This window comes from Burkholderia mycopellens (genome assembly GCF_964265025.1).
In the GTDB taxonomy this organism is placed as follows: Bacteria; Pseudomonadota; Gammaproteobacteria; order Burkholderiales; family Burkholderiaceae; genus Burkholderia.
This window is the reverse complement of sequence record NZ_OZ183803.1, coordinates 3,378,432-3,400,324: the sequence shown is the minus strand read 5'-3', so window position 1 is coordinate 3,400,324 and position 21,893 is coordinate 3,378,432. Positions and strand designations below refer to the sequence as shown.

The following is a 21,893-nucleotide window of genomic DNA, read 5'->3' as shown; positions in this document are numbered from 1 at the left end:
TATCGACCCGGCCGCGTCGCGTTGCGCGGCCGCTCGCCGGGATGCACGCCATTGTATTCATCCGCCAGTCCCGGATCGCCTGCATCCGCGAATGCGGCGACACGGGAATGCTCATGACACGGGCCGGTCGCGGAACCGCGCAGACTGCGCGATCCGGTCGACCGACCCGCTACCGACGACTTCAGGCCGCGCTGGCTTCGTCGATCTGCCGAATGTCGTCCTGATCGAGCGTGACGCGGATCGCTTCGCCGAGCGATGCCAGCTGCGCCAGCGACGTCGCGCTCGCGATCGGCGCGGTGATAGTCGGCCGCGCGATCTGCCATGCGAGCGCGATCGCGGCCGGCTGCGTGCCGTGCTTCGCCGCCACCGCATCGAGCGCCGCGAGGATGCGCAGCCCGCGTTCATTGAGATACCCGGCGACGCGATCGCCGCGCACGCTCTTCTTCAGGTCGGCCTCGCTGCGGTACTTGCCCGACAGGAAGCCGCTTGCGAGCGCGTAGTAATTGACGACACCGAGCTTCAGGTCGCGCACGACCGGTTCGAGATCGCGTTCGTAGTCGGCACGATCGAACAGGTTGTATTCGGGCTGGATGACCTGGTACGCGGGCAGGCCGTCGCGCGTGCTGATGTCGGCCGCTTCGCGCAGGCGTGCGCCGCTGTAGTTCGATGCGCCGATGATTCGCACCTTGCCCGCGTCGATCAGCGTTTGATAGGCGCCGAGCGTCTCTTCGAGCGGGGCCGTATCGGCGAGATCGCTGTGCGAGAAATACAGGTCGATGTAGTCGGTCTGCAGACGGCGCAGCGAATCGTCGGCGGCTTTCAGGATGTTGTCCCGGGTCAGCCCCGCGCGCGCGGCCAGCAGGCCGACCTTGGTCGAGATCACGACCTGCTCGCGCTTGCCGGAACGCTTGAGCCACTTGCCGATGATCGTTTCCGATTCGCCGCCGCTGTTGCCGGGGGCCCAGGCCGAATAGACGTCGGCCGTGTCGATGAAGTTGATGCCGGTGTCGGCGAGCGCGTCGAGCAACGCAAACGACGTGTGCTCGTCGACGGTCCAGCCGAAGACGTTGCCGCCGAACGCGAGCGGCGAAACCTGGATGTTCGACGTGCCGAGAGTGCGTAGTGCCATGTTCTGCTCCGATATCTGCTGAGTGACGGAATTGAACTGCGGGATGGGCCGGGACGAGCGCGGCGAGACGACGGGTACATGGTGCGGTCACGCCGATGTCGCGGGACGCCGGACATTCTCGCCGATCGCTGCGATTCGTGCAGGCGGCGCGCGGTCGCGATGGCGGACGGCTTGACGCAGATGACGGACGCCTCGTCCGTTGCGTGAGCGCTTCGCGCGGCTGCGTTCGATCGGGAACCGATTTTTGTCGAGGCTGGCGCGACGGGGCACGGAACGGCGTGTGGGCGGAAGTGGGCGGGAAGGTGGATGCGCCGGTGTTGCGCCGGAACGGGCGGGACGACGGGCGGCAGGCAACCGCCCGTGTATGGGCGAGCCGGTCAGCGCAACTGCACGGCGGCGAGAAACAGCACCATGCTGCCGATCGCGCCGTCCAGCACGCGCCACGCCATCGCCTTGCGGAACCACGGCGCCAGCAGTCGCGCCCCGTAGCCGAGCCCGAGGAACCACACGATGCTGACCGACATCGCGCCGATCGCGAACGCGAGCCGCGCGCCTTCCGGCTCGCGTGCGCCGGCCGTGCCGATCAGCAGGAAGGTGTCGAGATACACATGCGGGTTGAGCCACGTGAACGCGAGCGTCATCAGCACGATCGCGAGGCCGCTCTGCGGCGGCGGCGCGATTGCGTCGCCGCGCACGTCGAGCGTTTCGTGGCCCGGCTTGAACGCGCGGCGCAGCGCGTTGATGCCGAACCACGCGAGATACGCGAGGCCGACGTACAGCACCGCGTGGACGAAGGTCGGATAGCGTTCGACGAGCGCGGATGCGCCGCCGACGCCCGCGCCGATCAGGATCATGTCGGACAGCGCGCACAGCAACACGATCTTGCCGACGTGCGAGCGCATGATGCCTTGCCGCAGCACGAAGGCGTTCTGCGCGCCGATGGTGACGATGAGCGATCCGCAGAGTGCGGCGCCGTGGGAAAAAGCGAGCCAGTTCATGTTGGGTGACAGCAGTGGAAGCAGTAGACGGATGAATCGGGTAGCGCTAGTCTGCGGTCAGCATGAAAATAAGAGAAGCTAAATCACCTAATGCAGATTAAGGAAATCTAATGCTCGACTACGCGTTGCTCGATGCCCTCGCGGCCGTGATCCGGCACGGTTCGTTCGAGCGGGCGGCCAAGGAGCTGAACGTCACGCCGTCGGCCGTGTCGCAGCGCGTGAAACTGCTGGAGGAGCGGGTCGGCAGCGTGCTCGTCAAGCGCGGGCAGCCGTGCGTCGCGACGACGTCGGGTGCATTGCTGTGCCGGCATACCGAACGCGTGCAGCTGCTCGAGGCCGAGCTGGGTGGCAGGATGCCGGCGCTGCCGGGCCAGATCGCGAGCGCGTGGCCGACGTTGCGCGTGGCCGTCAACGACGACAGCGTCGCGACGTGGTTCATCGACGCGGTCGGGCCGTTCTGCACGGAACGCGAGACGTTGCTCGACCTCGTGATCGACGACCAGGATTACACGGCCTCGCGCATTCGCGACGGCAGCGTGCAGGGCGCCGTGACCGCGCAGGCCGAGCCGATCCAGGGGTGCCGGTCGGAGCGGCTCGGGCGCATCCGCTATCGCGCGGTGTGCGCGCCGGCGTTTTACGAACGCTACTTCGGCGCGGGCATCACGCGCGATGCGCTGCGCCGTGCGCCGTGCGTGATGTTCAATCCGAAGGACGGGCTGCAGGCGCGTTTCATCCGGCGCGTGACGCGCGCGGATCTCGATCCGCCGCAGCACTGGATACCGCACGTCGCAGGCTACCTGCGTGCATGCGAAACGGGATTGGGATGGGGGATGTGCCCGGACCGGATGGTCGACCGCCAGCTGGCGGCGGGTGAGCTGGTCGACATGTCGCGCGGGCGAACGATCGACATCGACCTTTACTGGCAGAGCTGGCGTTTGTCGATCGGCTGGCTCGACGATTTCAGCGCGGCGCTGAAGGCGCGCGCCGCGCTGTTTCTCGATTGATCGATCGCGTGACGCAGGCGGCGCGCGCGAGGTGCGCGCCGTGCGGCATCACATCAGACGTGATGCAAACCGTCGAAATCGACGATCTGGACGTGGCGGCCCTGCATTTCGATCAGGCCGCGCTTCTGGAATTTCGACAGCGTGCGGCTGACCGTTTCGAGCGTCATGCCGAGGTAGCTGCCGATGTCTTCGCGCGTCATCCGCAGGTTGAATTCCGACGGCGAGTAACCGCGCTTCAGGTAGCGTGACGACACGTCGAGCAGGAACGCGGCGACGCGCTCTTCGGCATTCAGCGAACCGAGCAGCATCGTTTGCGACGTTTCGCGCACGATCTGTTCGCTCATCAGCTTGTGCATGCGCAACTGCATCGAACCGGCTTCGGAGCACAGTGCCTTGAGCGCGCTGTACGGAATTACGCAGACGGAGCTGTCTTCCAGCGCGACCGCCGTGCGCGGATGCGTGTCGTCGCAGATGCCGTCGAGGCCGAGCGCTTCGCCGGCGAGATGCAGCCCGGTGACCTGCTCGCGGCCGTCGTGGCGCGTCGCGACGGTTTTCAGCGAACCCGAGCGTACCGCGTACAGGTTGTCGAATGCGTCGCCTTCACGGAACAGCGCTTCGCCGCGCTTGACGGGGCGTGCCGCGCAGATGACCGACTCGAGACGACTGAGCGCTTCGGGCGCCAGGCCCTGCGGCATGCACAGGTGCCGCATTGCGCACGACGAGCAGTGCGCGGCCTGGCGAGGAGCCCAGCTGCCGGCATGAGGCGTGGCGGCGGGACGTGTGGCGACGGGCGTCAGCATGATCGTTTACTCCGGCGTTGAATCGACTGAATCATTGTCCCACCGCAACTTGCCGCTGTCGGGTGACAAAACGTCGCGACCGGCCGCGCGTGCCGGATGCGGCTCATGCGGCCGGTGTGTCGACGTTGGCGGCCGCCGGAATCAGCAGCACGGGCAGGCTCGCGTGGCGCACGCATTGCTCGGCGATGCTGCCGAGCACGAGACGGCGGAACCCGCGGCGGCCGTGCGTGCCGAGCACGAGCAGATCGGCATCGAACGCTTTTGCGCCGTCGAGGATCAGCGACGACACGTCGTTGAGTGACGTCGCTTCGCTCAGCTTCGTCTCGCCCTTCACGCCCGCTGCCTGCATCAGCGCAGTGAAATCCTTCGCGAGTGCGTTGCCCTGCTCGACGAGCTGGTCGCGCAGCACGGACGGATCGTAGCCGGGTACGTTGTAGTAGATCGCGGCGTTCTCGACGACGTAGAACGGTTGCAGCTCGGCGCCGTGCGATTTCGCGAGCGCCAACGCGGCATCGAACGCGTGGCGGGACGTGTCGCTGCCGTCGACGGCAACCAGAATACGCTTGTACATAGTGTCTCCGAGTGGCGGGTTGAAACGTAGTCGGCCGGATGGCCGATCGGGCTGGGCAATGCGCAATGCTGCGAGGCAGAGTAAACCAATGGCCGGGACTTTGCAGTGCGGCGCCGATCGTGCCGTGCGACAGCGCCGCTTCCGTTTCTGCGGCGTACTGACATGCACGTGGCGCATGATGCGCCGCGCGCCGCGTGTCGTAGGGGGCGCTGTCGTCTGCATCGTCGGCGGGATGGCCTGCGTGCGCATCGATGTCGCGTGTGGCAAACGCACACGCATACGCACACGCATCGCCGCGCACGCCGATCGCATCGACACGACGCGACACGACGGTCACGCGGAGGCCCCGGCTGCATCGCCATTCAATCGCAATCACAGCGATTCGACATGACCTCGATCAATGCAAGTGCGTCGATGCGATTCACGGCATGCATGACACCGCCAGTGTCGCCGCGCGGAATCGTTCGCTTTTGCATCGCGCAGTGACTGGCACGTGGTCGGCGCGCAGCAATGGCGTACGTCGATCCCCAGCCATCGGCTGTCGGCCGATACCGGTTCGCAAACGAACGATCGATTCAAACGCCGCGCCGGCTATCTCGGCACGGCCGTCAGCTCGAAAACGCGCTCCGGCCGCCGCTGGTGGCCGGGCCAGTACGCGCTGCCGTACATCCGGTGGACGGGGCCGAACAGCGCGTCGCTCATGGGCGGCGGCGCGTCGAAGCCTTTCTCGATCACCATGTAGCCGGCACGCAGCGCGAACGCCGGATGATTGCCGCCGGGGCGGCTGTCGAAACCGGCGAAGCCGTCGCCAGCTTCCGGCATCGCATTGACGAGCGACGCGTTGCTGCGCGTGATCTGGTCGGGCGAAATCGGCCCGCCGCCGGCGAGGCGTGCCGCCTCGCGGTTCTTGCCGTCGGTGTCGACCGTGCTGTCGTGCGTGTCGTCGTTGTCGAGCTCGATGCTGCGGGGATGCGAACGTTCGGTTTGACCGGATGATTCCATCGCGGCTCTCCTCGCGGCGAAGCGTTCCGGATCGAAGCAAATCCCGTTCCGGGCGTGACGGGAAAAGGCGCGCGGGCGATCGCCGCGGTCGCGCGACGCGCACTGATTTGTCGTGATTTATTTCAGCTAGAAGACGCGTTTTCTACAGAGTATGATTCTTTTCCTGCGAAGCGGCGACAGGGGATTCGGCCGCGCCGCCTCTGCCCGCGCCGGGGCGCCGCAGCACCCTTAAGACGGGTAGTGAACAACAAGGCAAGGGACTAGAGGTGGCGGATTCATGCAAGCGACTACTGCCTTCACGCACCGCGGTTATCTGTTGAATTGCGCGCCCGCGCGCGCCAGCGACGGTTCGTTCAAACCCTACGTCGTGATCTCCCGATCGAGCGACGGGGAACTCGTTGCGAACCGCTTTTTTCCGATCGAGCTCCAGTTCAACGACGAAGGCGACGCAATCGCGCACGCGCGCGATTGGGCCGTGCGTTGGATCGACGCGAGCAGCGTCACGATCTGACGCCGCCGCGATTCGGCGCAATCGGCCGTCCGGCCGATTGCCGGCGTGCCGCTCCCGGACAAAAAACGCGGTAATCTTGCGGAACCCGTCACTTTATTAGCGGCCGTGCGACCGAGCGCGGCCGCCTGCATTGGCATATGTCGACATCACCCGCCCGTCAGTGGGGCCTTGAAGAAATCGTGGCCGGCTTGCGCGAGTCGCGCGAGGAACTCCATCGCACGCGCCATCCGCGCGGCATCCGCGAACTGCCGTCGCGCGATGCGATCTGCAAGATTGTGACCGGCCTGCGCGCGTCGATGTTTCCGACGCACTACGGCGCACCGGATCTGACCGACGAAAGCGTCGACTTCTACGTCGGCCACACGCTCGAAAGCACGCTGCGCATTCTGTCCGAACAGATCCGCCGTGCGCTGCCGTTCCTGCCCGAGCATGCCGATACGCCGTTCGCCGAGCTCGACGAACGCGCGTTCGAGATCGCGCGCGAATTCGGCCGGCAGTTGCCGGCGGTCCGCGCGCTGCTCGTCAGCGATATCCAGGCCGCGTATGCCGGCGATCCGGCCGCGCAGCACATCACCGAGATCCTGCTGTGCTACCCCGGCGTGCTGGCGATGATGCATCACCGGCTCGCGCACGCGCTGCACCAGCTTGGCGTGCCGCTGCTGGCGCGGTTCATCAATGAAATCGCCCACTCGGCCACCGGCATCGACATCCACCCGGGCGCGCAGATCGGCCCGAGTTTCTTCATCGACCACGGTACGGGCGTCGTGATCGGCGAGACGGCGATTATCGGCGAGCGCGTGCGCGTGTACCAGGCCGTCACGCTGGGCGCGAAGAGCTTCCCGGCCGATGGCGAAGGGGCATTGGTCAAGGGCAATGCGCGGCACCCGATCGTCGAGGACGACGTGGTGATCTACGCGGGCGCGACGATTCTCGGTCGCGTGACGATCGGGCGCGGCTCGGTGATCGGCGGTAACGTGTGGCTCACGCACAGCGTGCCGCCCGGCACGAGTGTCGCGCAGGGCAAGGTTCGCGAAGGCGGGAGCGGCGAGAAGCCGTAACGCGGGGCGCGCGGCCGTCGGCGGCCGGCCGCCGCGCGCGTCGGTCAGTGCTTGCCGTCGGGCGCGCGGTGCTTGTACAGCACATCCTGGTCGACGCGGATCAGGTTCTGCCCCGCATCGACGACGAAATCCACCCCGTTGTACGCGTTGCCCGTCAGCATCAGGATCGCGCTCGCGACGTCGTCGGGGCCGGCGATGCGTGCGAGCGGCGTCGATGCGCGGCTCGCGTGTTCGAAGTCGGCCTGCGTCTGGTCGTCGCTCGGCAGCATCAGCCCGGGGAATACCGCGTTCACGCGCAGCACCGGCGCGGACGACAGCGCGAGCATCTGCGTGAGGTTGCCGAGCGCGGCCTTCGCGACCGTATAGCTGAAATGGTCGCGGTGAAAGTTTTCCTTGATCTTCTGGTCGACCACATTCACGACGACACCCTGCGTGCCGGCCGCGCGGGCCCGTTCGTAGAACGCGCGCGTGAGCAGGATCGGCGCGCGGCAGTTGACCGCCCACGCCTGGTCGAACGCCGCGAGGTCGAAGCTCGGGAAATGGTCCTGCCAGAACACCGATGCGTTGTTGACGAGCACGTCGAGGCGCCCGAAGCGCGCATACACCTGGTCGATCAGTGCGGTGATCCGGGCGGCATCCGACAGGTCGGCCTGCAGCGCTACCGAATCGTGCCCGCCCTCGGCGATCGCACGGGCCGCTGCCTGGGCGGCATCGGCCGAACGGTCGTAATGCACCGCGGTGCGATAGCCGTGCGCGGCGAAATACTCGGCGAACGCGCGCCCGGCCCGGCGCGCGGCGCCGGTCACGAGCACGACGGGCGCGTGCGCCGTTTGCTTCGTCTGCTCCATTACGTATTCGTCAGGTTGACTGAAGAAGGATTGGCGACGATCGACAGGAATTCGCGCCGCGTCGACGGATCGGTGCGGAACGTGCCGAGCATGCGCGACGTGACCATCTCGACGCCCGGCTTGTGCACGCCGCGCGTCGAAATGCACTGGTGCGCGGCTTCGAGGATCACGCCGACGCCCTTCGGCTGCAGCACGTCGAACAGCGTGTCGGCGATCTGCACGGTCATCTTTTCCTGGATCTGCAGGCGCTTCGCGAACGCGTCGACGAGGCGTGCAAGCTTCGAGATGCCGACCACGCGATGATTCGGCAGATACGCGACGTGCGCGCGGCCGATGATCGGCACCATGTGGTGCTCGCAGTAGCTCTCGAAGCGGATGTCCTTCAGCACGATCATTTCGTCGTAGCCGTCGACTTCGCTGAACGTGCGCGCGAGGATGTCGCGCGGCTCCAGCGCATAGCCGGCGAAGAACTGCTCATAGGCGCGCACGACACGGGCGGGCGTGTCGATCAGGCCTTCGCGCGCGGGATCGTCACCGGCCCAGCGCAACAGCACGCGAACCGCGGCTTCTGCTTCTTCACGGCTCGGGCGGGATGCGGCCGTTTCGGCCGGTGCGGACTTCTTTTTACCCATCTATCTGCTCCATCGAATGCCGCCGCCGGGGCGGCGCGGAATCCGGGCATTGTTTCATGCTTTCGCGGGGCGTGCGCGAGGCCTGGCGCTCACTTCGGCCATTCGTCCTGCTCGTCGTTGAACAGCGACGCGACCACGCCGCGCAGCCACGCGGTACGCGGATCGTTGTGGTACTTGCGATGCCAGTGCTGCTTCAGGTCGAAGCGCGGCAGGGCGAGCGGTGGCTCGACGGGCACGATGAACGCATGCTCGGCCGCATACGCGTAGCCGATCGCATGCGGGACCGTCGCGATCAGGTCGGTGCGGCTCAGGATGAACGGCAGGCTCATGAAGTGCGGCGTCTCGAGCACCGCGCGGCGCTGCATGCGCTGCTTCGCGAGATATTTCTCGAGCACCTCCTGGCTGCGGCCTTCGGCGCGTACGACCGCATGTCCGCACGTGAGGAACTGCTCGACCGTGAACGGCGGCGCCTGCTCGAACGGATGGCCGCGCCGCATCAGGCAGACGAACCGGTGCGTGAACAACCGCTGCTGGAAGAAGTTGTTGCCGTCGAGATCCGGGAAGTAGCCCACTGCGAGATCGATCGACCCGGCTTCGAGGCCGCGCCCGACTTCGTCGTGCGCGAGCGAGACCGAACGCAGGTTCGCGTGCGGCGCGCGTGTCGCGAACGCCTGCAGCAGCTTCGGCAGGAACACGATCTCGCCGACGTCCGACAGCGCGATCGAGAACGTATGCGTGCTCGCGGCCGGATCGAAGTCGTGCGGCGCGACGAGGCCGCGCTCGATCTGCGCGAGCGCGTCGCGGGCGGCCGGCAGCAGCGCGAGCGCGCGCGGCGTCGGCTCCATCCCGCGCGACGTGCGCACGAACAGTGGATCGCCGAAGTACTCGCGCAGGCGGCCGAGCGCCGTGCTCACGCGCGGCTGGCTGACGCCGAGCAGGTCGCCCGCTCGGCTCACGTTGCGCGTGTCGTCGAGCGCGACGAGGTAGGGAATGAGGTTCAGATCGAGCGCATCCATCGCGAGGCCAGTATCTTCAAAACGTATACAACATATCTCCTGAATCGCGTTGCCGCATAGTCGGGAAAGCGCTCAAATGTGTTCCACCATTCGAATTAATGTTCTGGAGACGAACAATGCGCACCCAGGTCGCCATCATCGGCGCCGGTCCGTCCGGCCTTCTGCTTTCCCATCTGCTGCGCCTGCAAGGCGTCGATTCGATCCTCGTCGAAGCGCGTTCACGCGAATACTGCGAGAACCGCATCCGCGCCGGCGTGCTGGAGCAGGGCACGGTCGATACGCTGAACGAAGCCGGCCTCGGCGACCGGATGCGCCGCGAAGGGCTAGAACACCACGGCATCGAACTGCTGTTCTCCGGGCAGCGCCATCGCATCGACCTGTCCGAACTGACCGGCGGGCGGGCGATCACCGTGTACAGCCAGCACGAAGTGGTGCGCGACCTGATCGCGGCCGGCGTCGAGCATGGCCACGCGATGCACTTCGAAGTGAGCGACGTCGCGTTGCACGACGTCGAAGGCGAACACCCGTTCGTCACGTTCAAGCATGCCGACGGCCGCGAAGACCGCATCGACTGCGACTACATCGCCGGCTGCGACGGCTTCCACGGCATCGCGCGCCAGACGATTCCGGCCGAGCGGCTGAACACGTTCGAGCGCGTCTACCCGTTCGCGTGGCTCGGCATCCTCGCCGACGCGGCGCCGTCGCTCGACGAGCTCGTCTACGCGCATCACGACAACGGTTTCGCGCTGTTCTCGATGCGCTCGCCGACGGTCACGCGCCTGTACCTGCAGTGCAAGCCTGACGAAGATCTCACCGAATGGTCCGACGCGCGAATCTGGGACGAACTGCACACGCGCTTCTCGAACGACACCGGCTGGACCCCGACCGAGGGCCGGATCACGCAGAAAAGCGTGACGCCGATGCGCAGCTTCGTGTCCGAGACGATGCAGCACGGACGCCTGTTCCTCGCCGGCGACGCCGCGCACATCGTGCCGCCGACCGGCGCGAAGGGGATGAACCTGGCGGTGGCCGACGTCCGCGCGCTGTCCCGCGCGCTCGGTGCGCGCTACCGGACGGGCGACGCGACGCCGCTCGACCGGTATTCGGCGACCTGCCTCGAACGCGTGTGGCGCGCCGAGCACTTCTCGTACTTCATGACGAACATGCTGCATTCGTCGCCGGAGGATTCGCCGTTCGTCAATCGCCTGAAGTTTGCCGAGCTGAAATACGTGACGCGCTCGCGGGCCGCCGCGCAGGCGCTCGCCGAAAACTACGTCGGACTGCCGTTCGACGACGCGACGCCCCCCGAGGCAACCCGCCTTGACAACGCGCTGTGCGCGACTCTATGATCGGCCATCGTTCGCTAATCGAATCTAGGTTCGAATAGCGAACAAAACCGGGATCGATATCGGCCCCGGCGCGGCACGCGGCACGCGCGTGTCCCCTCGACAGGCCGCGCATCGAGCCGCGGGTTCGTATCAGGAAGAGACATGGTCAACAAGATTTTCGAATCGCTTCAGTCGGCGGTGGCCGACATCCACGACGGCGCGACAATCATGATCGGCGGCTTCGGCACGGCAGGCATGCCGTCCGAGCTGATCGACGCGCTGATCGAACAGGGCGCGCGCGACCTGACGATCGTCAACAACAACGCGGGCAACGGCGAGACGGGCCTGGCGGCGCTGCTGAAGGCGAAGCAGGTGCGCAAGATCATCTGTTCGTTCCCGCGCCAGAGCGACTCGCAGGTGTTCGACGGGCTGTACCGCGCCGGCGAGATCGAGCTGGAACTCGTGCCGCAGGGCAACCTCGCGGAGCGCATCCGTGCGGCGGGCGCCGGTATCGGCGGCTTCTTCACGCCGACCGGCTACGGCACCAAGCTCGCGGAAGGCAAGGAAACGCGCGTGATCGACGGCAAGCCGTATGTGTTCGAGACGCCGATCCACGCCGATTTCGCGCTCGTGAAGGCGTACAAGGGCGATCGCTGGGGCAATCTCGTGTATCGCAAGACCGCGCGCAATTTCGGGCCGATCATGGCCAGCGCCGCGAAGGTCGCGATCGTGCAAGTGTCGGAAGTCGTGCCGCTCGGTGCGCTGAACCCGGAACACATCGTGACGCCGGGCATTTTCGTCCAGCGCGTCGTCGAAGTGCCGCAGGCCGCGCACGCGGCCGAGCTGGCCGCCGAACACGCATCGCAAGCCGCCTGAGGAGACCCGAAATGAAACGACTGACCCGCGATGAAATGGCCCAGCGCGTCGCCCAGGACATCCCCGAAGGCGCGTACGTGAACCTCGGCATCGGCGTGCCGACGCTGGTGGCGAACCACCTCGATCGATCCAAGGAAATCTTCCTGCACAGCGAGAACGGCCTGCTCGGCATGGGCCCCGCGCCCGCGCCCGGCGAAGAGGACGACGAACTGATCAACGCCGGCAAGCAGCACGTGACGCTGCTCACCGGCGGCGCGTATTTCCACCACGCGGATTCGTTCGCGATGATGCGCGGCGGTCATCTCGACTACTGCGTGCTTGGCGCGTTCCAGGTATCCGCGACCGGCGACCTCGCGAACTGGCATACGGGTGCGCCCGATGCGATTCCGGCGGTCGGCGGCGCAATGGATCTCGCGATCGGCGCGAAGCAGGTGTTCGTGATGATGGAGCACCTGACGAAGCAGGGCGAGAGCAAGATCGTCGCGCAGTGCTCGTATCCGGTCACCGGCGTGCAGTGCGTAAGCCGCATCTATACGGATCTCGCCGTGCTCGACGTGACGGCCGATGGTCTTGCCGTGAGCGAGATCTTCACCGACCTGTCGTTCGACGAACTGCAGAAGCTGACCGGCGTGCCGCTGATCGACGCGACGCAAAAGGCCGCTGCCTGAACCGCAGGCGTGCCGGCGTGTGCGCCTGCGCGCATGCCGGCACGCTTGGGTGGACAATAGGCGCACGCCGTTTCCCCAATCTGATGCCATGCTCGAAGACAGCGCCAGCCTGACCTCCCTCATCTGCGGCACCGAGCCGCTCAACCGGATCTGGTCGCCTCGCGCAACGATCCAGCGGATGCTCGACGTCGAGGCCGCGCTCGCGCGTGCGCTTGCCGCGCAGCAGGTGATTCCCGCCGCCGCGGTCGCGCCGATCGAACGCGCGTGCGATGCCGGCCGGCTCGACGCCGACGCGCTCGCGCACGGCGCGGCGCTTGGCGGCAATCTCGCGATTCCGCTCGTCAAGCAGCTCACCGCGCAGGTGAAGGCCGACGACCCGGAGGCCGCGAAGTTCGTGCACTGGGGCGCGACGAGCCAGGACATCATCGATACCGCCACCGTGCTGCAGTTGCTCGACACGCTCGACGTGCTCGAGCCGATGCTCGACGAAGCGTGCGCATCGCTCGCGACGCTCGCGCGCACGCATCGCGCGACGCCGATGATCGGCCGCACGTGGCTGCAGCAGGCGCTGCCGATCACGCTCGGCCTGAAATTCGCGCAATGGCTCGATGCGCTGCTGCGCCATCGCACGCGCTTTGCCGAATTGCGCGAGCGCGTGCTGGTGCTGCAGTTCGGCGGCGCGGCGGGCACGCTCGCGAGCCTGCGCGAGCACGCGCGAGGCGTCACGGCGGCGCTGGCGGCCGACCTGAAGCTTGCCGTGCCGGCCGTGCCGTGGCATACGCAGCGCGATCGCATCGCGGAAGCCGCATCCTGCTTCGGGATGCTGACCGGTACGCTCGGCAAGATCGCGCGCGACGTGTCGCTGCAGATGCAGACTGAAGTCGGCGAGCTTGGCGAGCCGGCCGCCGCCGGCAAGGGCGGCTCGTCGACGATGCCGCACAAGCGCAACCCGGTCGGCTGCGCAGCCGTGCTGACGGCTGCCGTGCGCGCACCGAACCTCGTCGCGACGGTGTTCGCGGGCATGGTCCAGGAGCACGAGCGCGCACTCGGCGGCTGGCAGGCCGAATGGGATGCATTGCCCGACCTCGCGCGCCTGACCGGCGGCGCGCTCGCGCAGATCGCGCAGATCGTCGCGGGCCTCGACGTGAACACCGAACGCCTGGCCGCGAACCTCGACCTGACGCGCGGGCTGATTCTCGGCGAAGCGGTGATGCTCGCGCTCGGCGACAAGATCGGCCGGCTCGACGCGCATCACGTCGTCGAACATGCGTCGAAGGAAGCCGTACGCACGGGCGCGACGCTGTTCGACGTGCTCGCCGCCGATGCGACCGTGTCGGCCCACCTGTCGCGCGACGCGCTCGCGCGGCTGCTCGATCCCGCTCATTACGTCGGCGAGGCGCAGGCCTACGTCGACGCCGTGCTCGCGCTGCACGCGGGCGCGCAATCACCAGGAGAACATTGATGCCCTTCGCCACTGTCAACGGCGTGAAACTGCATTACCGGATCGACCGTGCCGCGCGCGACGACGCGCCGTGGCTCGTCTTCTCGAACTCGCTCGGCGCCGACCTGCAGATGTGGGCGCCGCAGATCCGCCCGCTCACGCAGCACTTCAACATCCTGCGCTACGACACGCGCGGCCACGGCCATTCCGATGCGCCGGCCGGTTCGTACACGATCGACCAGCTTGCCGGCGACGTGATCGGCCTGCTCGACCACGTCGGCATCGCCCGCGCGCATTTCTGCGGGATCTCGATGGGCGGGCTGACGGGGGCTGCGCTGGCTGCGCGTTTCCCGTCGCGCATCGTTCGCGCCGTGCTGTCGAATACCGCCGCGAAGATCGGATCGCCGGAAGTGTGGGCGCCGCGTGCGCAGAAGGCGCGTGCCGAAGGAATGGCGGCGCTCGCCGACGCGGTGCTGCCGCGCTGGTTCACGGACGCATTCGTCGAACGCGAGCCGCGTTTGTTCGATGCGATCCGCGACACCTTCGTGCATACCGACAAGGACGGCTATGCGGCGAACTGCGACGCGCTGAACGCAGCCGACCTGCGCGAGGAAGTGAAAGGCATCGCATTGCCGGTGCTCGTCGTGACCGGCGCGAAGGACATGTCGACGCCGCCCGACCAGGGCCGCGCGCTTGCAGCCGCGATTCCGGGTGCGCAGCACGTCGAATTCGACGCCGCGCATATTTCGAACATCGAGTGCACCGACGGCTTCAACCGCGCGCTGCTCGATTTCCTGACCGCGTGAGGCACCGGCGATGGACGACCAGGAACGTTACGAAGCAGGGATGAAGGTGCGTCGCGCGGTGCTCGGCGACGCGCACGTCGACCGTTCGCTCGAGAACCGCACCGAGGTGACCGACGAATTCCAGAACCTGATCACGCGCTATGCATGGGGCGAGATCTGGACGCGCGACGGCCTGCCGCGCCATACGCGCAGCCTGCTGACCATCGCGATGATGGTGGCGCTGAATCGCGGCGAGGAACTCGCGCTGCACCTGCGCGCCGCGCGCAACAACGGCGTGACGCGCGACGAGATCAAGGAAGTGCTGCTGCAGACCGCGATCTACTGCGGCGTACCGGCCGCGAACTCCGCGTTCCATCTCGCGGACAAGATCTTCAAGGAACAGGATGCGGCTGGTTAAGCGCCGGGCGTAGACCGATCCTGATTCGAGGCCCGCTGACGGTTGGCGGGCCGTCGACATTGAATGATCGCGCCGGCAGCGCATCGGCGCGTGAACAGAAGAATGGCGCGGCTGGGAGGCCGCGCTTCTTGCATCTATATCGGTGTTGCATGGGACTGGCGTAACAACGCCGGCCGACAAGGAGACTAGCGATGAATCGCACACCCGTGGTCGATGTCCAGACCTTCATCAACGAGCAGCCGTTCGGCGGTTTTCAATGGCTCGTATTCCTCATGTGTTTCGTGATCGTGCTGCTCGACGGCTTCGATACGGCTGCGATCGGCTTCATCGCGCCGTCGCTGCTCGGTGAATGGAACCTCACGAAACCGGATCTTGCACCGGTGCTGAGCGCCGCGCTGTTCGGCCTCGCGTGCGGTGCGCTCGTGTCGGGCCCGCTGTCCGACAAACTCGGGCGCCGCTCGCTGCTGCTCGGTTCGGTATTCCTGTTCGGCGTCGCATGCCTGACGTCCGCGTTCTCGACAACGATCGGGCACCTGACGATCCTTCGTTTCATCACCGGCGTCGGGCTGGGCGCGGCGATGCCGAACGCGGTCACGATGATGGGCGAGTTCTGCCCGGACAAGCGCCGCGCAACCGTGATCAACCTGATGTTCTGCGGCTTCCCGCTCGGCGCCGCGTTCGGCGGTTTCCTGGCTGCCTGGATGATTCCGCATTTCGGCTGGCGCAGCGTGCTGATCCTCGGCGGCGTGACGCCGTTGCTGCTCGGTGTGCTGTTGCTGTTGAAGATGCCGGAATCGGTGCGCTTCATGGTCGCCAACAATCACGCTGTCGACAAGATCCGCGCGACGCTCGCGCGCATTTCGCGCGATGCGCTGAACGCCGGCTCGTTCGCGATGACCGAAGCCGCGCCGCAGACGGGCAGCAAGGGCCTCGGCGTCGTGCTGTCGCGCTCGTACATCGTCGGCTCGGTGATGCTGTGGCTCGCGTACTTCATGGGGCTCGTGATCTTCTACGCGTCGATCAACTGGATGCCGATCCTGCTGAAGGATGCAGGCCTGACGCCGAAGAGCGCGACGCTGATCTCCGCGTTGTTCCCGCTTGGCGGCGTGGGTGCGGTGCTGTGCGGCGTGCTGATGGACCGCTTCAACGCGAACCGCGTGATCGCCGTGTGCTACGCGCTGACGGCGGTGAGCGTCTATGCGATCGGGCAGGCGGCCGGTAACGTCGGGCTGCTCGTGCTGGTTGTGTTCGTGGCCGGCGTGCTGATGAATACCGCGCAATCGTCGATGCCGGCGCTCGCCGCCGCGTTCTATCCGACCGAAGGGCGCGGCACGGGTGTCGCGTGGATGCTCGGCGTCGGCCGCTTCGGCGGGATCGCAGGATCGTTCCTCGTCGCCGAACTGACGCGCCGGCATGTCTCGTTCGCGGGCGTGTTCGCGACGATCGCCGTCGCGGGCCTGCTCGCGTGTGTCGCGCTGCTGATCAAGCAGATGGCACGGCCGCATGGCGTGACGCAGCCGGCAGGCAAGATCGAGTCGCTCGGGCATTGAGCGAAGCGCGGGCCGGTGCGATGCGCCGGCCCGCGGATGTGGCGGCCATCGGGCCGCCGGCTATTCTTCCGCGTCGTGTTCCTTCACGAAGTTGCGCAGATACGCGCGCAGCGCGGCCTCCCGGCCGCGATGATCGGCGAGGTTCGCGGCGCCCATGTCTTCCTCTTCGCCGAACATCGTCGGGGGCGCGCAGTAGATGCCGATCTCGATGTTTTCGCGCAGCACGCGAATCTCGTGCGTGAGCGGATGATATTCGGCGATCCAGTGCATCCCCTCGATGTGTTCGCCCGCCCTCAGCAGTGGCTTCATCGGCACTCTCCCGGCAGCGGCGGCGCAACCAGCGAAACGGTTGCGCGCGCCCGTCACAAAAGGGTACGCCTGCATCGGGCGAATCTCAACGGGCGCACGACGAGCGCCCACTACGCCAGCAGGTGTGCGACCAGCGGATACAGCGACAGGATCAGCAGCACGGCCATCGTCACGTTGAAGATGCGCAGCGCGCGGGGGTTCGACAGGAAGCGGCGCAGGCCGAGCCCGAAAGCGGCCCACAGGCTGATGCACGGGAAGCCGATCAGGATGAACACGACGGCCATCCATGCGGCGTTCATTCCGTAGTCGGCGGACAGGCGGATCGTCGTCGCGGCGGTCAGCACCATCATCCATGCCTTCGGATTGATCCACTGGAACGCAGCGGCCTCGATGAACGTCATCGGCCGCGGCTTGCCGCCGTGCGCCTTCACTTCGCCCGACGTGCCGATGCGCCACGCGAGGTACAGCAGGTACGCGACGCTCGCGGCTTCGAGGATCGTGTACAGCAGCGGCATGCGCTTGAACGCTTCGCCTAGGCCGAAGCCGACGCAGAGCATCAGGATCGCGACGCCGGTGCTGATGCCGAACAGGTGCGGCATGGTGCGGCGGAAACCGAAGTTGACGCCGGATGCGAGCAGCATCGTGTTGTTCGGGCCGGGCGTGATCGACGTGACGAGCGCGAACAGCATGCCGGCTGGCAACGCGCTCAGGGTGAGGAATTCCATCGCGGATTCTCCGTTCGGTTCTGGACTGGGATGGAGGTCAGTTTAGCGACGGTTTTCTGTACAGTACCGGTACAGTTTGATTGACGATTGCCGGTACGGGGCGAGGTGGGTGGGCTTGTGTTGCGAGTGTTCTTGTTGTCTCTCAGAAAAGATGTCCGCAGTCTCAATAAGTTGTCTTTGAATAAAAGACGACATATCGGCGGATGTCAGATCAATATATGTCCGCCTGAGCGGATGCGGGATCAATCTTTGCAATCAGACAGCTTTTGCACAATTTTCGATCGATAGCATCGTGCCGTTGATCTCTCATTTGAGCGCAGCAGTTTCGCCCCGGCGTCTGTCCAAGGCCGCGGGGCTGCCTTCACTGTAGGTGCCCGTGCAGTCGGGAGGAAATTTTGGGGCAGGAAACTCCCCGTCGAAGCGCACCGCATGACTGGGTAGAAACGCTAATCGACTGTCGGCATGCCGCAGGAACTGGAATGGGAACGGTACTGTTCGGCTAGGGGGCAGTACTGTTGAATCAGATACGCCCGCTCGATACGCGCCCGAGTGAAGCGACAGGCCGCGTCCGCGCGAATCGATGCTTCGAGGTGTGCGCGTCGCCCGAGGGAGAGAGGTCCCTGCTCGCCGGCTCGGTCTAGCTGCGCACTTGGTGGTGTCTATGACTCCATCTCTTAGAATCGCCGCTTGAAAAACATCTCTTCTGGGGTATCCCCTACCCTAACAATTGTTACATCTCCAATATCGAAATCATACGATCCATCGCGTTGCAATTCGTCATGATTGAGGGTGAGTTCGTCTTCATTGAATGTAGCGATGTATTGGAACGGAACACCTTTAGCCAAAGCAGCTTGGCCCTTGTTGTACATAAAGTTCAATGCCTTTACCACGGTGCGACGGGCGATCGAATGAAAAGCACCATCGTGGACAAGAAAGCGCGGTCGGGACAACCTGCTTTCTATCTGGTGCAGAAACATTGTGAAATCATACGCAACCAGCCGCAGGCGTGTTTGTCCTAAGGCATCCGCGCGTGGAAGTGAAGCGGAGATTTTGACTGGCAATTTTCTCGCTGCGGCTCCTGTTTGGAATCTGATATCAAGGAACGCGTCTTCAAGCTCGGCGGATGACGTTACGATCGCCTCCTGAACAATTTCAAGGAATCGTTCGCGAAGCGCTTGCACATCCTCGGCTGCGTCCTTAAGTGACACGATTGCGGCGTACTCGTACTCCTGCATCCTGAGCGCCAGCGTCGATAACTGCGTCCCGTACTGATCGAGTTGGTCGAGCATAAGGCGTTCTCGCTGCCAGGCTCCTCGTTCGACAATCACCCGCTGCACAGCATCCTGCACCGACTCTTCAAATTGCGTTGTGTTCACAAGCTGCATCAAAGCCGAACGTTTCTGTTCGATGTTTGCTAGCGCCTCGATTGCATCAGCGTGAAGCGTTTCAAGTTCTCCGATACGTTTTTCGTGGAAACGTAGACGCTGGTGGGTGAGTGATTCGCGGAACGCGAAGACTTCATCTAGTGTCTTCCGGACGGCGCTGCCCAGGGCGTCAGAAATTTGCCGATACTGATACGTCACATCGTTGCGGTCGATTTCTGGCGTGATTTCGACAAACCGTCGAATCTTGGCCAGTTGTCTATTGGACTGCTCGATGGCCTTTCTTTGCTGAGAGGCTTGCCCCTCAAGCTGGCTTAAGGTTTCCGATACCTGCTTGAAATTTTCGAAGAGATTGAATGCGCTCAACGCGTTGCCGAGATCGTCAGCGCGCTTATCAGCGCGTGCCATTTCGGATCTCAAGGCCGCCAGCGACTTCCCGGTCTCGGTCTCGACACGCTTGCGCAACGATTGTTCGAGTTTGGCGGTATCGGTGTGCAGAGTCCGTTGTTCCTCCAATCGGAACAGTGCTTCGTTTGGTAAGCCCACAAGATACAAGGTAAGTACGGTCATAGTTCGCTCGTTCGCACCGGCATGAGCGAGAAACTTAACCGGATCTACTCGATCATGTGCCTGCAGATCATCTTTGATGTAGAAAGGAAGCAAGGACCGCATCCTCCCGTCCATTCCGGCCATTCCGACTGATGGAGGAAAAAGCAATGGGCCGAGGACGCTTCGCGCCTCCTTTTCATCGAGTTGAACTTCGGGTTGACCGTCAATGGCAAGACCGACAACTCCTGCGAATTTCCCGAATGTACGACGAATAACAACTTCGTGATCACCTGCGCGGAGTTCCAAGACAGCAGAATGATCTAATTCTGCAAGGAACTCGTATCTTTTTTGACCAGTGAATCGCTTTCGTTGCTGATCGGACAGAAGCAGATAGTCCAGTAAGCGAACGACCGACGACTTACCGATGCCGTTTATTCCGGCCGGACCGTCGAAGATGCGGGGCTTGGAGTATCGACCGATGATCAAGTTCAATCCTTCACGGAACTCGATCGCCTCGAACAGATGTGTCGGTGACCAAAGACGCCTAAGCATTGTCGCCCTCGAACAGATCTAGATTGACGCCCGTCGAAAAAATTACCGACTGGTTCGTGATGCGTCGGATGCGGTAGCCGGACACGTCGACGGCCTCGACGGCAAAAAGGAGGTCGAGAGCATTGAAGAAGTTCTGCGGCGTTCTGCGCTTGTCAAACGCCAGGAACAGCTCTAGCGCGCGATCGACAAAGAGGGGCGCACGCTGATGAGCTAGCAGACGAAGTATGTCTGCTCCGTGAACGACGGGGCTCAACGACAGATCGGCATCAGGATGTAGCAGCGACATCACTATTCCCCGGCGGCTTTCCAATTAGACATTGCGAAAAGACATGGAAAAGCAATGCATGGATGTACGTCTGTAACTCGTCGTCGCCGTCCGCGTTGTATTTGTGTCCATAGTTCGTGGCAAGAGTAAGAAGTCGATCACCGTCGGTCGGGCCGTCTAAGGCAGCGTAGTCCGACACGATTCGGACTTTCAGATGATTTATACCGTCAGAATCGAAACCGGCTAGAACCTCTGCGACATCCATCTGTTGATTGAGGGTCATCCGCATCAGTCGAACGGCTTCAGCGACTCTATCAGCACGAAAGTTCGCTCGAATCTTCTCAGTCGGATCAGGAGCTTGATTTGCATAGTGAACATCAGCATCGCCGCTTTTACGTGCGATCAGATCGTCCAAGAGCGTACTTATGAAGTGCCGAGCATATGCGTCCGTTGGGACGCGAAGTTTCTTGTATATCTGTGTTCGTTTCCCAAAAGCCAGCTCGTTGATGAGTGCGTGGATTCGGCTCAATCCCCACGTGACTCCGCTGTCGCCGTGAAGTTGTTTGACCAATTCAAGATGATTTGGCCCCGGCTCATGATTGATGAAGAAGCGCCAGTCTGGAAACTCGTGCGCCCAGCGATTTTTGTAGAGCGCATAGTCGCTGGAGACCTTTTTCTTCCATTTGGAAAACGTTTCGGCTCCAGGGGCATAACAAGCAATGGCGGCACCTTCAGACGTTATCAGCCCATCACAGCCGCCGTCTCGCACGGGGCGCAAGTTCGTGAAGCTCTTGGCGCCGTGAATGACGAACAGCATGTCGGTCACGAAATCTTGAAAATCGAATCCCTGGAGGTTTTCGATCTGGGTACGCAGCGTATTGTCGAGATAGGACCGGGGCAACATGCGTTCACTCCGCGGATGTCCATCGAACAGGAGGGGGCCTCATAGGTTGAGGCAGCCAATGTGTTATTGTACAACATTATTATGCATTTATGCGATGAGACATGCATATGTTTAAACCTACAACGACTCTCGTTGAAGAGCTTAAGCGTTCACGTGCGATTCAGGGAAAATCTCAGGCGGAACTCTCGGCTGCCACTGGAGTGCCGCAGTATCAGATTTCGAGAATCCTCGGCGGAAGGGTAAAGCGACACACGCCCGCGCTCCTGTGTCTGTGCAAGCACGCACGTGTCAAATTGGAAGGGGTGCGCAGAGAAGATCCCGCGGGGCGTCGATTGATCGAGCTGGCATTGATCGGATCATGGGATGGTAGTCTCGAGAAAGCGAAGAAAATCGCCCACCTGTTGAACTTGACGGCCAGCATGAACTAGCAGGCCGTTGAAAAACTTCGATCCGTCCTGCACGATGTAGGCTCCCGAGATCGAGGAAAGGCAGGCAGATGTGAGGCGCGGAGCCTGCTGCCGTTTCCACTCGACGCATATGCCTGGTCGTTCGAGGTCGGCTACACAAAACCA

24 protein-coding genes are annotated in these 21,893 nt (G+C 64.1%); 11 read left to right on the top strand and 13 right to left on the bottom strand.

Annotation, left to right across the window (positions count from 1 at the left end):
* Window positions 1-181: 181 nt before the first annotated feature.
* Both ACPTTC_RS33610 and ACPTTC_RS33605 read right to left on the bottom strand, forming a co-directional pair.
* Window positions 182-1,129, bottom strand: a complete 948-nt coding sequence (locus tag ACPTTC_RS33610) for an aldo/keto reductase (RefSeq protein WP_423395624.1) — start codon at window positions 1,127-1,129, stop codon at window positions 182-184.
* Between the two features lie 377 nt (window positions 1,130-1,506).
* Window positions 1,507-2,127, bottom strand: coding sequence for a LysE/ArgO family amino acid transporter (locus ACPTTC_RS33605; RefSeq protein WP_423395623.1), 621 nt, complete (start codon window positions 2,125-2,127; stop codon window positions 1,507-1,509).
* 110 nt (window positions 2,128-2,237) lie between these two features.
* Here ACPTTC_RS33605 and ACPTTC_RS33600 point away from each other — a divergent pair, with 110 nt between their 5' ends.
* Window positions 2,238-3,131 (top strand): LysR family transcriptional regulator ArgP, encoded by an 894-nt coding sequence (locus ACPTTC_RS33600; protein WP_175956994.1) that lies wholly within the window; start codon window positions 2,238-2,240, stop codon window positions 3,129-3,131.
* 53 nt (window positions 3,132-3,184) lie between these two features.
* Here the strand turns inward: ACPTTC_RS33600 and fnr are convergent, their stop codons facing one another.
* The 3 genes from fnr to ACPTTC_RS33585 form a co-directional block, all read right to left on the bottom strand.
* Window positions 3,185-3,931 (bottom strand): fumarate/nitrate reduction transcriptional regulator Fnr, encoded by a 747-nt coding sequence (gene fnr, locus ACPTTC_RS33595; protein ID WP_175956992.1) that lies wholly within the window; start codon window positions 3,929-3,931, stop codon window positions 3,185-3,187.
* A 103-nt stretch (window positions 3,932-4,034) separates the two neighbouring features.
* The gene (locus ACPTTC_RS33590) at window positions 4,035-4,502 is read right to left on the bottom strand and encodes a universal stress protein (RefSeq protein ID WP_175956991.1); all 468 of its coding nucleotides are present in this window, start codon (window positions 4,500-4,502) and stop codon (window positions 4,035-4,037) included.
* Between the two features lie 591 nt (window positions 4,503-5,093).
* Complete coding sequence (locus ACPTTC_RS33585) at window positions 5,094-5,504, bottom strand: DUF3005 domain-containing protein (protein WP_175965315.1); 411 nt, start codon at window positions 5,502-5,504, stop codon at window positions 5,094-5,096.
* Window positions 5,505-5,781: 277 nt separating this feature from the next.
* On the opposite strand from ACPTTC_RS33585, the gene ACPTTC_RS33580 reads away from it, so the two are divergent.
* Both ACPTTC_RS33580 and epsC read left to right on the top strand, forming a co-directional pair.
* Window positions 5,782-6,015, top strand: coding sequence for a hypothetical protein (locus tag ACPTTC_RS33580; protein ID WP_175965316.1), 234 nt, complete (start codon window positions 5,782-5,784; stop codon window positions 6,013-6,015).
* A gap of 137 nt (window positions 6,016-6,152) precedes the next feature.
* On the top strand, window positions 6,153-7,073 hold the full coding sequence (gene epsC / locus ACPTTC_RS33575; RefSeq protein ID WP_175965317.1) for a serine O-acetyltransferase EpsC: 921 nt from the start codon (window positions 6,153-6,155) through the stop codon (window positions 7,071-7,073).
* A 44-nt stretch (window positions 7,074-7,117) separates the two neighbouring features.
* Here epsC and ACPTTC_RS33570 read toward each other — a convergent pair whose 3' ends face one another.
* From ACPTTC_RS33570 to ACPTTC_RS33560, 3 genes are all read right to left on the bottom strand, one after another.
* Window positions 7,118-7,921 carry an SDR family oxidoreductase gene (locus ACPTTC_RS33570; protein WP_226200280.1) on the bottom strand — a complete coding sequence of 268 codons (804 nt, stop codon included), beginning with the start codon at window positions 7,919-7,921 and terminating at the stop codon, window positions 7,118-7,120.
* Window positions 7,921-8,553: a GTP cyclohydrolase I FolE gene (gene folE / locus ACPTTC_RS33565; protein ID WP_175965319.1), complete on the bottom strand. Its 633-nt coding sequence runs from the start codon at window positions 8,551-8,553 to the stop codon at window positions 7,921-7,923. The genes ACPTTC_RS33570 and folE overlap by 1 nt, the downstream gene beginning before the upstream one ends.
* An 89-nt stretch (window positions 8,554-8,642) precedes the next feature.
* Window positions 8,643-9,569: a LysR family transcriptional regulator gene (locus tag ACPTTC_RS33560; protein ID WP_069250399.1), complete on the bottom strand. Its 927-nt coding sequence runs from the start codon at window positions 9,567-9,569 to the stop codon at window positions 8,643-8,645.
* 116 nt (window positions 9,570-9,685) lie between these two features.
* On the opposite strand from ACPTTC_RS33560, the gene pobA reads away from it, so the two are divergent.
* The 7 genes from pobA to ACPTTC_RS33525 all read left to right on the top strand — a co-directional run bounded on the left by pobA (window position 9,686) and on the right by ACPTTC_RS33525 (window position 16,635).
* Window positions 9,686-10,918, top strand: coding sequence for a 4-hydroxybenzoate 3-monooxygenase (gene pobA, locus ACPTTC_RS33555; protein ID WP_423395622.1), 1,233 nt, complete (start codon window positions 9,686-9,688; stop codon window positions 10,916-10,918).
* A gap of 141 nt (window positions 10,919-11,059) precedes the next feature.
* Window positions 11,060-11,773, top strand: a complete 714-nt coding sequence (locus tag ACPTTC_RS33550; RefSeq protein WP_085038225.1) for a 3-oxoacid CoA-transferase subunit A — start codon at window positions 11,060-11,062, stop codon at window positions 11,771-11,773.
* Between the two features lie 11 nt (window positions 11,774-11,784).
* Window positions 11,785-12,441 (top strand): CoA transferase subunit B, encoded by a 657-nt coding sequence (locus tag ACPTTC_RS33545; RefSeq protein WP_423395621.1) that lies wholly within the window; start codon window positions 11,785-11,787, stop codon window positions 12,439-12,441.
* Window positions 12,442-12,529: 88 nt separating this feature from the next.
* Complete coding sequence (locus ACPTTC_RS33540) at window positions 12,530-13,903, top strand: 3-carboxy-cis,cis-muconate cycloisomerase (protein ID WP_423395620.1); 1,374 nt, start codon at window positions 12,530-12,532, stop codon at window positions 13,901-13,903.
* On the top strand, window positions 13,903-14,688 hold the full coding sequence (pcaD, locus tag ACPTTC_RS33535; protein WP_423395619.1) for a 3-oxoadipate enol-lactonase: 786 nt from the start codon (window positions 13,903-13,905) through the stop codon (window positions 14,686-14,688). Before ACPTTC_RS33540 ends, pcaD begins: the two co-directional genes overlap by 1 nt.
* 10 nt (window positions 14,689-14,698) lie before the next feature.
* Window positions 14,699-15,085 (top strand): 4-carboxymuconolactone decarboxylase, encoded by a 387-nt coding sequence (gene pcaC / locus ACPTTC_RS33530; protein ID WP_034206288.1) that lies wholly within the window; start codon window positions 14,699-14,701, stop codon window positions 15,083-15,085.
* 191 nt (window positions 15,086-15,276) lie between these two features.
* On the top strand, window positions 15,277-16,635 hold the full coding sequence (locus ACPTTC_RS33525; RefSeq protein ID WP_423395618.1) for an MFS transporter: 1,359 nt from the start codon (window positions 15,277-15,279) through the stop codon (window positions 16,633-16,635).
* A gap of 60 nt (window positions 16,636-16,695) precedes the next feature.
* Here ACPTTC_RS33525 and ACPTTC_RS33520 read toward each other — a convergent pair whose 3' ends face one another.
* From ACPTTC_RS33520 to ACPTTC_RS33500, 5 genes are all read right to left on the bottom strand, one after another.
* Window positions 16,696-16,944: a hypothetical protein gene (locus ACPTTC_RS33520; protein WP_175965326.1), complete on the bottom strand. Its 249-nt coding sequence runs from the start codon at window positions 16,942-16,944 to the stop codon at window positions 16,696-16,698.
* Between the two features lie 110 nt (window positions 16,945-17,054).
* A complete protein-coding gene (locus tag ACPTTC_RS33515; RefSeq protein ID WP_175965327.1) occupies window positions 17,055-17,669 on the bottom strand; it encodes a LysE family translocator in 615 nt (204 codons plus the stop codon).
* Between the two features lie 674 nt (window positions 17,670-18,343).
* Window positions 18,344-20,086 (bottom strand): DUF2326 domain-containing protein, encoded by a 1,743-nt coding sequence (locus tag ACPTTC_RS33510; RefSeq protein WP_423395617.1) that lies wholly within the window; start codon window positions 20,084-20,086, stop codon window positions 18,344-18,346.
* Window positions 20,087-20,144: 58 nt separating this feature from the next.
* A complete protein-coding gene (locus ACPTTC_RS33505) occupies window positions 20,145-20,438 on the bottom strand; it encodes a hypothetical protein (protein WP_423395616.1) in 294 nt (97 codons plus the stop codon).
* Window positions 20,419-21,321: a hypothetical protein gene (locus ACPTTC_RS33500; protein WP_423395615.1), complete on the bottom strand. Its 903-nt coding sequence runs from the start codon at window positions 21,319-21,321 to the stop codon at window positions 20,419-20,421. Before ACPTTC_RS33500 ends, ACPTTC_RS33505 begins: the two co-directional genes overlap by 20 nt.
* Before the next feature lie 101 nt (window positions 21,322-21,422).
* On the opposite strand from ACPTTC_RS33500, the gene ACPTTC_RS33495 reads away from it, so the two are divergent.
* Complete coding sequence (locus ACPTTC_RS33495; protein WP_423395614.1) at window positions 21,423-21,749, top strand: helix-turn-helix domain-containing protein; 327 nt, start codon at window positions 21,423-21,425, stop codon at window positions 21,747-21,749.
* Window positions 21,750-21,893: the final 144 nt, after the last annotated feature.

Excerpts from the sequence above, each read along its gene's own strand:
- ACPTTC_RS33515 (WP_175965327.1), bottom strand. The coding sequence starts at position 17,669 with ATGGAATTCCTCACCCTGAGCGCGTTGCCAGCCGGCATGCTGTTCGCG.
- ACPTTC_RS33545 (WP_423395621.1), top strand. The coding sequence starts at position 11,785 with ATGAAACGACTGACCCGCGATGAAATGGCCCAGCGCGTCGCCCAGGAC.
- ACPTTC_RS33585 (WP_175965315.1), bottom strand. The coding sequence starts at position 5,504 with ATGGAATCATCCGGTCAAACCGAACGTTCGCATCCCCGCAGCATCGAG.
- ACPTTC_RS33550 (WP_085038225.1), top strand. The coding sequence starts at position 11,060 with ATGGTCAACAAGATTTTCGAATCGCTTCAGTCGGCGGTGGCCGACATC.
- epsC (WP_175965317.1), top strand. The coding sequence starts at position 6,153 with ATGTCGACATCACCCGCCCGTCAGTGGGGCCTTGAAGAAATCGTGGCC.
- ACPTTC_RS33520 (WP_175965326.1), bottom strand. The coding sequence starts at position 16,944 with ATGAAGCCACTGCTGAGGGCGGGCGAACACATCGAGGGGATGCACTGG.
- fnr (WP_175956992.1), bottom strand. The coding sequence starts at position 3,931 with ATGCTGACGCCCGTCGCCACACGTCCCGCCGCCACGCCTCATGCCGGC.
- ACPTTC_RS33505 (WP_423395616.1), bottom strand. The coding sequence starts at position 20,438 with ATGTCGCTGCTACATCCTGATGCCGATCTGTCGTTGAGCCCCGTCGTT.
- ACPTTC_RS33500 (WP_423395615.1), bottom strand. The coding sequence starts at position 21,321 with ATGTTGCCCCGGTCCTATCTCGACAATACGCTGCGTACCCAGATCGAA.
- ACPTTC_RS33610 (WP_423395624.1), bottom strand. The coding sequence starts at position 1,129 with ATGGCACTACGCACTCTCGGCACGTCGAACATCCAGGTTTCGCCGCTC.
- ACPTTC_RS33570 (WP_226200280.1), bottom strand. The coding sequence starts at position 7,921 with ATGGAGCAGACGAAGCAAACGGCGCACGCGCCCGTCGTGCTCGTGACC.
- pobA (WP_423395622.1), top strand. The coding sequence starts at position 9,686 with ATGCGCACCCAGGTCGCCATCATCGGCGCCGGTCCGTCCGGCCTTCTG.
- ACPTTC_RS33525 (WP_423395618.1), top strand. The coding sequence starts at position 15,277 with ATGAATCGCACACCCGTGGTCGATGTCCAGACCTTCATCAACGAGCAG.
- ACPTTC_RS33600 (WP_175956994.1), top strand. The coding sequence starts at position 2,238 with ATGCTCGACTACGCGTTGCTCGATGCCCTCGCGGCCGTGATCCGGCAC.
- ACPTTC_RS33495 (WP_423395614.1), top strand. The coding sequence starts at position 21,423 with ATGCATATGTTTAAACCTACAACGACTCTCGTTGAAGAGCTTAAGCGT.
- ACPTTC_RS33590 (WP_175956991.1), bottom strand. The coding sequence starts at position 4,502 with ATGTACAAGCGTATTCTGGTTGCCGTCGACGGCAGCGACACGTCCCGC.
- pcaC (WP_034206288.1), top strand. The coding sequence starts at position 14,699 with ATGGACGACCAGGAACGTTACGAAGCAGGGATGAAGGTGCGTCGCGCG.
- ACPTTC_RS33540 (WP_423395620.1), top strand. The coding sequence starts at position 12,530 with ATGCTCGAAGACAGCGCCAGCCTGACCTCCCTCATCTGCGGCACCGAG.
- ACPTTC_RS33560 (WP_069250399.1), bottom strand. The coding sequence starts at position 9,569 with ATGGATGCGCTCGATCTGAACCTCATTCCCTACCTCGTCGCGCTCGAC.
- pcaD (WP_423395619.1), top strand. The coding sequence starts at position 13,903 with ATGCCCTTCGCCACTGTCAACGGCGTGAAACTGCATTACCGGATCGAC.
- folE (WP_175965319.1), bottom strand. The coding sequence starts at position 8,553 with ATGGGTAAAAAGAAGTCCGCACCGGCCGAAACGGCCGCATCCCGCCCG.
- ACPTTC_RS33605 (WP_423395623.1), bottom strand. The coding sequence starts at position 2,127 with ATGAACTGGCTCGCTTTTTCCCACGGCGCCGCACTCTGCGGATCGCTC.
- ACPTTC_RS33580 (WP_175965316.1), top strand. The coding sequence starts at position 5,782 with ATGCAAGCGACTACTGCCTTCACGCACCGCGGTTATCTGTTGAATTGC.